Annotated in this window: 9 protein-coding genes and 2 pseudogenes; 6 read left to right on the forward strand and 5 right to left on the reverse strand. The window is 41.6% G+C overall.

All coding sequences use genetic code 11. The features are described 5' to 3' along the window. Positions 1–62 precede the first annotated feature (62 nt). On the reverse strand, positions 63–848 hold the full coding sequence (locus tag SYNPCCP_RS14410; protein WP_010873213.1) for an IS5 family transposase: 786 nt from the start codon (positions 846–848) through the stop codon (positions 63–65). A 350-nt stretch (positions 849–1198) separates the two neighbouring features. After that, entirely contained in the window at positions 1199–1741 is a 543-nt protein-coding gene (locus SYNPCCP_RS14420) for a DUF4334 domain-containing protein (RefSeq protein WP_010873964.1), read from the reverse strand. A 461-nt stretch (positions 1742–2202) separates the two neighbouring features. Here SYNPCCP_RS14420 and SYNPCCP_RS14425 point away from each other — a divergent pair. The 5 genes and pseudogenes from SYNPCCP_RS14425 to SYNPCCP_RS14440 all read left to right on the forward strand — a co-directional run. Continuing rightward, positions 2203–2484: pseudogene (locus SYNPCCP_RS14425) on the forward strand (IS630 transposase-related protein); the annotation flags it as partial. A gap of 58 nt (positions 2485–2542) precedes the next feature. After that, positions 2543–3328, forward strand: coding sequence for an IS5 family transposase (locus tag SYNPCCP_RS14430; protein ID WP_010873213.1), 786 nt, complete (start codon positions 2543–2545; stop codon positions 3326–3328). A gap of 27 nt (positions 3329–3355) precedes the next feature. Further along, the gene (locus SYNPCCP_RS17910) at positions 3356–3436 is read left to right on the forward strand and encodes an IS630 transposase-related protein (RefSeq protein ID WP_071822665.1); all 81 of its coding nucleotides are present in this window, start codon (positions 3356–3358) and stop codon (positions 3434–3436) included. Positions 3437–3590: 154 nt separating this feature from the next. Next, entirely contained in the window at positions 3591–4439 is an 849-nt protein-coding gene (locus SYNPCCP_RS17065; protein WP_010873460.1) for an IS630-like element ISTcSa family transposase, read from the forward strand. A gap of 23 nt (positions 4440–4462) precedes the next feature. Then, positions 4463–4873: pseudogene (locus SYNPCCP_RS14440) on the forward strand (transposase); the annotation flags it as partial. A gap of 10 nt (positions 4874–4883) precedes the next feature. On the opposite strand, the gene SYNPCCP_RS14445 reads toward SYNPCCP_RS14440, so the two are convergent. The 3 genes from SYNPCCP_RS14445 to SYNPCCP_RS14455 form a co-directional block, all read right to left on the reverse strand. Further along, entirely contained in the window at positions 4884–7721 is a 2838-nt protein-coding gene (locus tag SYNPCCP_RS14445; protein WP_010873968.1) for a cation-transporting P-type ATPase, read from the reverse strand. 253 nt (positions 7722–7974) lie between these two features. After that, positions 7975–9117, reverse strand: coding sequence for a magnesium/cobalt transporter CorA (gene corA, locus SYNPCCP_RS14450; RefSeq protein ID WP_010873969.1), 1143 nt, complete (start codon positions 9115–9117; stop codon positions 7975–7977). 107 nt (positions 9118–9224) lie between these two features. Continuing rightward, complete coding sequence (locus SYNPCCP_RS14455; protein WP_010873970.1) at positions 9225–9734, reverse strand: L,D-transpeptidase; 510 nt, start codon at positions 9732–9734, stop codon at positions 9225–9227. A gap of 562 nt (positions 9735–10296) precedes the next feature. Here SYNPCCP_RS14455 and polA point away from each other — a divergent pair. Then, positions 10297–13257, forward strand: a complete 2961-nt coding sequence (gene polA / locus SYNPCCP_RS14460) for a DNA polymerase I (protein WP_010873972.1) — start codon at positions 10297–10299, stop codon at positions 13255–13257. Positions 13258–13296: the final 39 nt, after the last annotated feature.

Here is a 13296-nt window from a genome sequence, read left to right on the forward strand (position 1 = left end):
AGTATTTCCTCTAAAAAAATGAGAGTGGTCTAAATTTTGTCTAAGAAAGTGTTTGAAAAGTTTTAAGCAAGCCTTTGAAGCATGAGATGAACCATGGCAACATAGAGCATGGTCTCACTGGTGGTAGGTAAATATTCATAATCCTTGCTTAAACGACGATAGCGACCAAACCAAGCAAAGGTGCGCTCGACTACCCAACGGCGGGGTAAGACTTCAAAACCTTTTTGTCCCTGCTTTTTGCTGACGACATTCAAATTCCAACCAAAAGTATGCTCCACCCAATAGATAAAATCCTTTCCGCCAAAGGTGCTATCAGTCCATATAACTTGCAGGCACTGCCAAAGGGGAGCAAACCAGGTAGCAAGTAGAATCAGACCCTGATGGTCGGAGCGATGGGCACCATGGACGACAACATCGAGAAGTAATCCCATGGTATCCACGAGGATTGTACGTTTACGACCATTGACCTTTTTTCCGCCGTCATAGCCAGTTTCTTGGCCAGTTCCAGCCTTTTTAAGTGACTGTGAATCTAAACAACCGGCACTAGGGTGAGTATTTCTTCCAGCTTTGAGCCGAACTTTCTCACGGAAGATACGGTTTAATTTTTTCCAGGTACCATCTTCGTGCCATGGCTGGAAATAACCATAGACCGTTCGCCATTTAGGAAAATCATGGGGCAGAAGTCGCCAGGCACACCCCGTTCTGAGCATGTAAAAAATAGCATTGAGTATCTCCCGCAGACTAGTTTTCCGTTTTCTTCCCCCAGTTTTTGCTTTGGGTAAATGAGGTTCTACCAATTGCCACTGGCTATCTGTGATGTCCGTGCTGTAAAATTCTCGAATTATCATTAATTATGGTGAAAATTTTATTCTTTTCACCATTTTCCATTCTTCACCCTACTTTTCAAACACGCTCTAAAGGGGAGAATTAAAGTGAAAAGCGTTCAAAAAAAAGAACAGCAAAATTAGAAGTAGCAGCTCGCCAATCTTGGATAGAGCGTTGCCATTTTTTAGTGATGTTATTTATAGTTAAATATAATAGCTCAAAAACAGAGTCTTCGTCATCAAATCCTAGAGCAGACCCTATTACAACTCTCCCCAAAAATCCCTTGCTGAAGTGCTCCATTAGATTTTAAATGTACGCAATCACTCAGATTACGGCAGTTATGAGGAGAAGGTATGGGCAAAACTTATCAGACTCAAAACACACACCGTTGCAGCAAAAAGAAAAAAGGCTGAGGGATAGGTTTATAGTCCATCAAACCAAATACGGAGTTATCATCAATTTTCTTAAAAGAGTCATTAATAGGTAAATAATCGTAAATCATAGTGGCGGTAACTACACCACGGCTTTCCATCATTCGCAAACGTGCTTGGCTAACTTCAGTTTTAAAAAAACTAGTGAACCAACGCAGTCCTGGGGCAATCCATGGATAACGATTGATACGAAAATTTAGGGAGAGTGCCATCACAGTTGGATCTGGTCTGAGCTTGAAAATTTCTCCCTGGGTATTTTTAAATAACAAAGGATGAACTGTTTCCGCATCAATAAACTCCTTGCCGTACCAACAGATCATCTCTAATATGCCGTCCATCGGATGATTAGTGGAAATTCCCTTGCCTTGCCAACGCCCGGTAATAAAAGCGAGATCCACAGGTTCCAAGGAATCATAAAAAGACAATGCCTCGGCAGTAGTCATTGCGGAAGCTGACAAGAGAGATTGCAAATCATTTTTAGCCATCGTGGAGAAGCCATGGGCTCGAAAAGATATTGTGCCAAGTTTAGTCTGGGCGGTGACCTATGGTATGGCGGAAAGAAGAATGGATCGAGGAACAAGCGGAAAGTCTTAGGCAACCAAGGCCCCAATTCTACAAGCTAACAACCTAAGCCATCAATCAGGTAATCGCCGCCGATGTATCGGAGTCTACCCATAGGCTCTGGATTTGTGGACTCGTTTCCTTTGGCGATCACCGAATTGTTAGAGATAAAAACGCCCCTACTAATTTTGGGGGCCTGCCATTTTCAGTAGCATCGGAGGCAAGAGGGGAGTGTCAAACCGGGATAGTTTAGTTTTTAAAAAATTACCTTTTAAACAATTATCGATGGAGGTTAACGGGCAAAATGTTGATATAGTCATTTCAATTAACGATGAGAGAATTTAATGTAAAATTATGGAGTGTACAAAATGAACAGGTTTAAACAATGGCTTACAGTTTAGATTTAAGGCAAAGGGTAGTAGCTTATATAGAAGCTGGAGGAAAAATAACTGAGGCTTCCAAGATATATAAAATAGGAAAAGCCTCGATATACAGATGGTTAAATAGAGTAGATTTAAGCCCAACAAAAGTAGAGCGTCGCCATAGGAAATTAGACTGGGAAGCTCTAAAAAAAGACGTAGAAGAAAATCCCGATGCAAGATTGATAGACAGAGCCAAGAAATTTGGAGTGAGGCCGAGTGCCGTATATTACGCATTAGAGCGTGTTTGAAAAGTAGGGTGAAGAATGGAAAATGGTGAAAAGAATAAAATTTTCACCATAATTAATGATAATTCGAGAATTTTACAGCACGGACATCACAGATAGCCAGTGGCAATTGGTAGAACCCCATTTACCCAAAGCAAAAACTGGGGGAAGAAAACGGAAAACTAGTCTGCGGGAGATACTCAATGCTATTTTTTACATGCTCAGAACGGGGTGTGCCTGGCGACTTCTGCCCCATGATTTTCCTAAATGGCGAACGGTCTATGGTTATTTCCAGCCATGGCACGAAGATGGTACCTGGAAAAAATTAAATCGTATCTTCCGTGAGAAAGTTCGGCTCAAAGCTGGAAGAAATACTCACCCTAGTGCCGGTTGTTTAGATTCACAGTCACTTAAAAAGGCTGGAACTGGCCAAGAAACTGGCTATGACGGCGGAAAAAAGGTCAATGGTCGTAAACGTACAATCCTCGTGGATACCATGGGATTACTTCTCGATGTTGTCGTCCATGGTGCCCATCGCTCTGACCATCAGGGTCTGATTCTACTTGCTACCTGGTTTGCTCCCCTTTGGCAGTGCCTGCAAGTTATATGGACTGATAGCACCTTTGGCGGAAAGGATTTTATCTATTGGGTGGAGCATACTTTTGGTTGGAATTTGAATGTCGTCAGCAAAAAGCAGGGACAAAAAGGTTTTGAAGTCTTACCCCGCCGTTGGGTAGTCGAGCGCACCTTTGCTTGGTTTGGTCGCTATCGTCGTTTAAGCAAGGATTATGAATATTTACCTACCACCAGTGAGACCATGCTCTATGTTGCCATGGTTCATCTCATGCTTCAAAGGCTTGCTTAAAACTTTTCAAACACTTTCTTAAAGAAAATGAAAATAAACAGAAAAAAAAAGAACTACGTTATCGAGAAAGAAACCGGGAGGAACGAGTTAAGTACTATAGAATGTTAAGAGAACTAATTAAGCTCTATGGTAGTCAAGCTATAGTTTACATAGATGAATCTGGATTCGAAGCAATCCAGGCTTGTATTTATAGTCATTTCAATTAACGATGAGAGAATTTAATGTAAAATTATGGAGTGTACAAAATGAACAGGTTTAAACAATGGCTTACAGTTTAGATTTAAGGCAAAGGGTAGTAGCTTATATAGAAGCTGGAGGAAAAATAACTGAGGCTTCCAAGATATATAAAATAGGAAAAGCCTCGATATACAGATGGTTAAATAGAGTAGATTTAAGCCCAATAAAAGTAGAGCGTCGCCATAGGAAATTAGACTGGGAAGCTCTAAAAAAAGACGTAGAAGAAAATCCCGATGCAAGATTGATAGACAGAGCCAAGAAATTTGGAGTGAGGCCGAGTGCCGTATATTACGCATTAAAGAAAATGAAAATAAACAGAAAAAAAAAAGAACTACGTTATCGAGAAAGAAACCGGGAGGAACGAGTTAAGTACTATAGAATGTTAAGAGAACTAATTAAGCTCTATGGTAGTCAAGCTATAGTTTACATAGATGAATCTGGATTCGAAGCAATCCAGGCTTGTATTTATGCCTGGTCAAAAAAAGGAAAAAAAGTTTATGGAGATAGACAAGGAAAAAGGGGAGTCAGAGAAAATCTAGTAGCAGGGAGAAGAAAAGGAAAAAAAGATTTGATTGCGCCGATGGTTTTTACCGGGAGTTTGAATGCAGAAGGCTTTGAAGGATGGTTAAAATTATATTTGCTACCCTCCCTCGACATTCCATCAATATTAATAATGGATAATGCTCCTATTCATCGTAAAACTGCCATTAAAGAATTGGCTAAAGAAGCAGGTCATGAAGTTCTTTTTTTGCCGAAATATTCTCCTGATTTAAATGATATTGAGCATGACTTTAGTGCCTTGAAACGAGCTAGAATGTACGCTCCTATTGACACGTCTCTTGATGAAATTATCCGTTCTTACTGTGGCGTTTAGCGTCTCAGCTTTATTTGAAACTACTATATGCCTGGTCAAAAAAAGGAAAAAAAGTTTATGGAGATAGACAAGGAAAAAGGGGAGTCAGAGAAAATCTAGTAGCAGGGAGAAGAAAAGGAAAAAAAGATTTGATTGCGCCGATGGTTTTTACCGGGAGTTTGAATGCAGAAGGCTTTGAAGGATGGTTAAAATTATATTTGCTACCCTCCCTCGACATTCCATCAATATTAATAATGGATAATGCTCCTATTCATCGTAAAACTGCCATTAAAGAATTGGCTAAAGAAGCAGGTCATGAAGTTCTTTTTTTGCCGAAATATTCTCCTGATTTAAATGATATTGAGCATGACTTTAGTGCCTTGAAACGAGCTAGAATGTACGCTCCTATTGACACGTCTCTTGATGAAATTATCCGTTCTTACCGTGGCGTTTAGCGTCTCAGCTTTATTTGAAACTACTATACAGTCGAACAGAGACTTTTTCTAATTCGATCCAGATAAAAATTAGGGCACTGAAGCCAACACAAACCCACAGTTCGTTGGCAGGTAAATAATGGGTTCCAAAAAATGCCCGCAGCGGTTCAACATAAATCAATAACAGTTGTAATAAAGAGGTAACGACCACAGCCACCAGCAAAAAAGGATTGGAAAAAAGGTTCATTTCAACGGTCAAACTGGTCAAAGAACGAATGGCGAGGGCATGACCCATCTGGGCTAAGCAGAGGGTGGTAAATACCATAGTTTTCCAGCGATTGGGGGAAAGTCCGCCCTCTAAATGGTTGGGGGTATAGTTGTAGGCCCACACCATCAGCACAATGGTCACAATGGCCAATATCAAACCTTGACGAACCATATAAGAACCCAAACCCCGGGCAAATATGCTTTCCTGGGGGTCTTTGGGGGACTGTTGCATAACGGTTGCTTTGCCTGGTTCCACGGCCAGGGCTAAAGCGGGAACTCCATCGGTGACCAGGTTCATCCAAAGAATTTGCAAGGGAGAGAGGGGAACGCCTCCCAACCCCATTAAAGGAGCCGCCGCAATTGTTAAAACTTCGCCAATATTACTGCCCAGGATATAGCGGATAAAACGGCGGATATTAGTGTAGACAACACGACCTTCTTCCACCGCTGAGACGATGGTGGCAAAGTTATCGTCCAATAAAATCATGTCACTGGCTTCCTTACTGACATCAGTTCCCGTGATGCCCATGGCGACCCCAATATCAGCTTGTTTTAACGCCGGGGCATCATTGACTCCATCCCCGGTCATGGCTACGACTTCATGTTGTTTGCGGAGGGTTTGGACGATTTTTAATTTATGTTCGGGGGAAACCCTGGCATAAACACTGACTGTATGAACAATTTCCGCTAGTTCTTTTTCACTGCAATTGTCTAAATCCCGACTGGTAACGACCCTTGCCCCTGGTTCCGCAATGCCCAAATCAAGGGCGATCGCCTGGGCGGTGAGGGGGTGGTCTCCAGTAATCATCACGGGTCGAATCCCGGCGGCCCGACATTTAGCCACGGCATCTCGCACTTCTGGACGGGGAGCATCTAACATTCCCACTAGCCCCAACCAAGTTAATTCTTGTTCGGCAATGTCATCAGTGGTGTTGGCAGGTAACGTTGTCCAAACTTTGCTGGCAAAGCCCAATACCCGTAGGCCACGGCCGGCTAAATCATTATTTTTTTCGAGAATATAACTACGCTTTTCTTTACTAATGGGTAAGATTTCGCTTCCGACTTGAATGTGGGTACAGCGTTCTAGGATTAACTCAGGGGAACCTTTGACAAACATCACATAACTGTCGGGGGTGTTAATTTTTCCCTGCCCATCTTGGACAATGACACTCATGCGCTTGCGTTCTGAGGAAAAGGGAAATTCTGTTATCCGGGGAAAATATTGTTCCTGTTCGTGTTTAAAAATATTTGCTTTACCCGCTAAGGCCAATAAAGCCCCTTCCGTGGGATCGCCTAAAATCGCCCATTGTCCATTTTCCTTTTGTAAAATGGCATCGTTGCAGAGAATACATGCCATTAATAATTTTTCAATTTCGGGGATATTTTCAATCTTTAAATCTTCTCCCTCCCCTGCTTGAAACTCACCGACGGGATTATAGCCTTCCCCTGTAACCACTAAACGATGGCGATCGCTAATAATAGACTGCACCACCATCTTATTTTGGGTCAAAGTGCCCGTTTTATCAGAGCAGATGGTCGTTACGGAACCGAGGGTTTCCACCGCACTCAGTTGACGAATCAGCGCATTGCGTTTGGCCATGCGTTGGGTCCCCAAGGCTAAGGTGACGGTAATTACAGCGGGTAGTCCTTCGGGAACCACAGCAACAGCCATACTAAGGGATACTTCAACCAACTGCATAAACAAATCCGGTTTGAAGAGCGTTCCCCCCACAACGACGATCGCCACCAAGATCAAAGAACCACTGACTAACACATTGCCCAATTGGGTCATGCGCTTTTGGAGGGGAGTGGGTTCCGGTTCTACAGATTGCAGGGCTGAGGCAATTTTTCCTAATTCTGTCTTCATGCCCGTTGCGGTCACGATCACTGTGCCCCGGCCCTGGACAACTTCTGTGCCGGAGTAAACTAAATTTAGGCGATCGCCCAAGGCACTATCGGCGGGTAACAGCACATCTCCCTGTTTCATTACCGCTTCTGCTTCCCCCGTTAAAGCGGCTTCACGAATTTGGAGATTGGCCCCTTCTAAAATACGACCGTCAGCGGGAACTTTAACCCCTGCTTCTAGCAGAATCAGGTCTCCCGGTACTAACTCCGTGGATTCCACTTCGGTGGTTTTGCCCTCTCGAATGACTCGCACCCTGGACGTAGATAGGTCTTTGAGGGCTGCTAGGGCCTTTTCCGCTCCCCGTTCCTGCACATACCCCAAAATACCATTCAGTAATACAACGGTAAAAATAGCAACTGCATCTTTAGGAAAAATAAATTTACCCAATTGTTGGGCTTGATAAATATCAATTGCGGCCGAAATCACTGCAACAGCGATCAGCAACAACAACATAATGTTTGTAAACTGATCAACTAAAATGTTCCAGGAAGTTCTCCCCCCCGTTTCTATCAACTCGTTTTTTCCATAAACTTGCAAATTTTCAGCCACCTGTTGCTGGCTTAATCCTTGTTGGCGATCGCCATGTAAGTCACTGACGACTTGATCTGCAGAAAGAGTATGCCAGGTAATCAAAGGTTGGCCCTGAAAAGAAGCAGATGGAGGCATAGAGATGAAAAAATAGCAACAAGCTTTCATTTTAATCGAAAACGATCATAAGCTTAAATTACTGACGTTAGAATTATTTTTCTTGTCCGCTAAATCAATCGTAAAAAAAGCTAAAGATTTATACATTAAATTTTCTTATTTAAAATGTCAGAAAAATATGTTGTGAAAATAAAGTTGACACTTCCCGCCCCAAAACATGAAAATCACTTCTTCACAGGCTTAGTTATTCATGAGCATCTTCGCCTCGTTGCTCAGTTTTTTTCAATGAATTAATAAATAAAAATTATCTATTTCCTTTTTCAACATCATTAAGATTTCTAAACCAACCCTTACGCCAAAAAAAATAAAGCATCATCCCTCCCACTGTCAACATTACCATCCAAATCACAGGATACCCCCAATACCAGTTTAACTCTGGCATATTCCAAGGAGATTTATCAGGATTAAAATTCATACCATAGATCCCAGCAATAAAAGTTAGCGGAATAAAGATACTAGAAATTACTGTTAGTGTTTTCATAATTTCATTCATTCGATTACTAACAGAGGAAAGATAAATATCTGTTAGGTTAGATGCTAAATCTCGATAAGTTTCTATCATATCCAAGATTTGAATTGTGTGGTCATAACAATCCCGTAAAAATACTCGCACCTCATCAGAAATTAAATCACTGCCATCCCGAAGTAAAGAATTAATTGCATCCCGTTGGGGCCAAATAGCCCGTCTCATAATTAATAAATCCTGTTGTAATTGATGAATCTTGGCCAATGATTTATTCGTTGGACAAGAAATAATCTCACTTTGTAAAGATTGAACTAGTTCACCATAGACTTCCATCACAGGAAAAAAGCCATCGATAATAGCATCAATTAAAGCATAAAATAAATAATCAGCATTCTTTTGTCGAATTGCCCCTTTTTTAGTGCGAATTCTTTCCCTAACGGAAAATAAACAATCATATTTTGGTTCTTCTTGGATGGTCAACAAATAATGTTTACCCAAAATAAAACTAATTTGTTCACTGATAAAAGTTTGAGATGATTGATCCAGGGTTACCATCCGAGAAATAAAAATTAAATGGTTTTCATATTCAACTACTTTCGGACGTTGGGGGACGTTAACAATATCCTCTAAAGCAACAGGATGAAGTTTAAATACCTCACCTAATTGTTCCCAAGTTGTGTGATTCCCCAAGCCGTCAATGTTAATCCAGGATACGGATTCAGTATCAACATAAGCTTCACAATCCAGGGGATTTTTTAACTCTATTTTTGTGGCTTGATTTTTATTGTAATCAATTAAAATTATTCTCGGTGGAGGGGCATTGGGGGAAAGATTTAATGTTCCAGGAATACTTTCTGGTGAATTAAAATAATTGAAATGGGAAACAAGATTAGATTGTCGAAACTGAGGCTTGTTGGGCATATTCTTAGAAAAATCTTTACAATCTTACTGTTTTATTAAATTATGATGATAATCAATGGATAAATTTGACCAAATAAAAATGCCAGATTACACAATAAATTTTATCATTAATAATGAATAACCAAAGGAGTGCTTATTTCCGACCAATTAAATAACCATTTTGCATGATCAACCGCTAGATTAATGCAACCATGACTAACTGGTGTGCCAAATTTGTTATGCCAATAGGCTCCATGAATTGCGTAACCGCCGCTGTAATATTGGGCATAGGGAACATCGTCAATATCATAATCTGCTCCTCTCATCCGATCAATGCTTCGTTTGCTTTGAATGGTAAATATACCTGGAATTGTTGGGGTACCCTTCTTTCCCGTGGAAATAATAATGGCATAGACTGGTTTGTTCCCTTCCCAAGCAATCAAACGTTGTGTGGAGAGATTAACTTCAATCCAACGTTCTTCAGACTTTTTGAGAATAGCCATTTTTTGATTGAGAGTATCCTGATAGGTCTGGGCAGAAACCATAGGGATAAATAGATCAACTCCAATCAGTTGAGTTAGGCATATTCCCGCAATCATTAATCCACTTCCCCAATATCGAACAAGGGGCCATAACATGAGTAATAATCCTACTACTAATGCGTTTTGCTTCCATTTTAAGTCAATTTTTATAACATTGGCTGAAAAGTAAAAATAAATAAATTAACTTTTTGTAAATTGCAGTATCTACGGTCGCAACCTTTGGAAATTTCCTAAAATTAACTTCATAATACTGCCTTAACCCCTAGTAAGATTTCTATTTCTCACTAATGATTAATCACTTCATAGACTTTTTATTAATCTAAGAAATCTTTGCCATCTAGAATAAAATGAGGAAGAAAGACTGGGAGAATACTTCTCTTTCACACAGGGTTTTCTGAATTGGATTAAGTCCGTCCCCGAACAATTTATTGCCTGCTCAATGAAAATTTGCAGGAGATTGACATCGTTCCCCACCATGGTGTCCACTGCCATAAAAAGTTGTCGCCGCAATGGAGCACGTTCCGCACTGGTCGGGGATGGGTTTGTCCAGCTTTGACGGTTTTGGTCGAGGCCATAATGTTCTTCTTCCATAGGTAGAAAATATTGCACATCGGCAGCCATCGGCAACAGCGGTATAATCTAGCTTGCTTCTTGGTGCATGTTTATGTCTGCTAAATCCCCTTTGTTATTGTTAGTTGATGGTCATTCCCTGGCATTCCGGGCTTACTATGCCTTTGGTTTGTCTAAAAAAGGCCCTCTGCGGACAACGGCCGGCATTCCCACCAGTGTATGTTTTGGATTTTTAAATTCCCTCATGCAGGTGATGGAGTCCCAAAAACCAGCGGCGATCGCCATTGCCTTTGACCGTCGGGAACCCACTTTTCGCCATGAGGCCGATGGGGCTTACAAATCAAACCGCCAGGAAACCCCAGAAGATTTTGCCGAAGATTTAAGTTATCTCCAGCAATTGTTGGAAGCTCTCAATTTACAAACCATCACCTATGCGGGCTATGAAGCCGATGACATTTTGGGCACTCTAGCTTGCCAGGGGAGTGACGCGGGTTATCAAGTTAAAATTCTCAGCGGCGATCGGGATCTGTTTCAATTGGTTAGCCCAGAAAAAAATATTTCTGTTCTGTATTTAACCCGTAATCCCTTTTCTAGTAACACCGGCTATGACGAATTAGATTGGCAGGGAGTGGTGGACAAAATGGGGGTAACTCCAGCCCAAATTGTTGATTTTAAAGCTCTGTGCGGCGATAAATCTGATTGCATTCCCGGTATTAATGGCATTGGTGAAAAAACGGCCATTAAGCTTTTAGCTGAGTATGAAACCTTGGAGAAAGTGTATGAAAATCTAGCGCAAATTAAAGGGGCATTGAAAACCAGGTTAGACAACGGCAAAGATGATGCGATGCATTCTCAAATGTTAGCCCGCATTGTGGTGGATGTGCCCCTACCAGTAACCTGGGAAGATTTGCAATTAACAGGATTTTCCACTGATCGCCTGGTGCCCCTGTTGGAAAAATTGGAACTCCGAACTTTTATTGACAAAATTCAAGCTTTCCACCGCAACTTTAGTGATAATCAGAGCCCAGTACCAATGGGCAATGAAGCTGACAATGGAGAACCAAAGAAAACGGTTAAGGCAAAAAAAAGCAAAGAAAAAGTTAATCCAGACGATTCTCAGCAATTATCATTGTTTGATGGCGTGCCAGTGGTTAACCAAGAAGATGGTTTAATCACCATTCAGCTACCAAAACAAATTCAGCCCCAAATTATCACCACCATTGCCCAACTCGAAGCTTTAGTTGAGGAATTAAAAAAACATACTGATGCTGACTTTCCCGTTGCTTGGGACACGGAAACCGACAGCTTAGATCCTCTGGTGGCAAACTTAGTGGGTATTGGTTGTGCCTGGGGTCAAGAACCTAATCAAGTGGCCTATATTCCCCTAAAACATCATCAAGGAGAACAGCTATCTCTCGGCATAATTAAAGATCTTTTAGGGGAAATTCTGGGAAATGCTATTTATCCCAAAGTCTTACAAAATGCCAAGTTTGATCGACGAGTTTTGGCCCACCATGGTATTGAGTTAGGAGGCGTAGTGTTAGACACCATGCTGGCCAGTTACGTTCTTCAACCGGAAGAAACCCATAATTTAACCGATCTTTGCCGTCGCTATAACCTTGGTTTAGTGGCCTTGAGTTATAAAGATTTAGGCTTAAAAAAAGACCAGACCATTGCTGATTTACCCCTGGAAACAGCGGGGCAATATTGCGGATTAGATTGCTATGCCACCTATTTGTTAGCGTCAAAATTACAAAAAGAATTAGATCAATATCCTGAACTCAAAGAAATTCTTAAGGAGATCGAACAGCCTTTAGAAAAGATTTTAGCAGCGATGGAAGACCGGGGCATTCGTATTGATTGTGATTACTTACAAACTCTGTCCCAACAATTGGCCGAAAATTTACTTACCATTGAAACAGCAGCCTATGAAGCGGCAGGGGAAAGTTTTAATCTCAGTTCTCCTAAACAATTGGGTACTATTTTATTCGATAAATTAGGCTTAGACCGGAAAAAATCTCGTAAAACAAAAACGGGCTATTCCACTGACCACGCCACCCTGGAGAAACTTCAAGGAGACCACCCCATTATTGATGCGATTCTGGAACATCGTACTTTGGCAAAATTAAAATCTACCTATGTGGATGCTTTGCCGGAATTAGTTAATGGCCAAACCCAGCGCATTCACACGGATTTTAACCAAGCTGTCACTTCCACTGGACGGTTATCTTCTTCCAATCCTAATTTGCAAAATATTCCCATTCGTTCGGATTTTTCCCGACAGATTCGGCGAGCTTTTTTACCCCAAAAAGATTGGCTTTTGGTGTCGGCGGATTACTCCCAAATTGAGTTACGCATCCTCGCCCACCTTTCCCAAGAACCGGTATTGCTACAGGCCTACGGCGATCGCCAGGATGTCCATGGGGTGACCGCTAAATTACTTTTCGGCAAAGAAGATATTACCCCGGCGGAAAGAAATCTCGGTAAAACGATTAATTTTGGCGTTATTTATGGCATGGGTGCCCAGCGCTTTGCCAGGGAAACGGGGATTTCCGCTGTGGAAGGGAGGGAATTTATTGACCGTTACCACCGCACCTATGCCCAAGTCTTTGATTACTTGGAAACTATGAAGCTAGAGGCGATCGCCAAGGGTTATGTCACCACCATTGTGGGGCGGCGGCGTTACTTTAATTTCGTTACCGAAGCTCTAAGACAACTAAGGGGAAAGACCGTGACAGAGCTAGATTTGGTGGACGTAAAAATGAATTATAACGATGCCCAACTGCTGCGGTCAGCAGCCAATGCCCCCATCCAAGGTTCCAGCGCCGATATTATTAAAATTGCCATGGTTAAGCTGGCTAAGCTATTGGAAAGTTATCAAACCCGGATGTTATTGCAAGTACACGATGAACTGATTTTTGAAATGCCGCCGGAGGAATGGGAAGAGCTAGCTCCCCTAATCCAAAACACCATGGAGCAAGCCCTTACCTTATCGGTTCCGTTGGTGGTGGAAATGCACCGGGGTAGTAATTGGATGGAAGCGAAGTAGTTTTGTGACAAACTTTCAGCAACAACTTAATTATTCTTA

Origin of the sequence: Synechocystis sp. PCC 6803 substr. PCC-P (assembly GCF_000284455.1) — a bacterium.
In the GTDB taxonomy this organism is placed as follows: domain Bacteria; phylum Cyanobacteriota; class Cyanobacteriia; order Cyanobacteriales; family Microcystaceae; genus Synechocystis.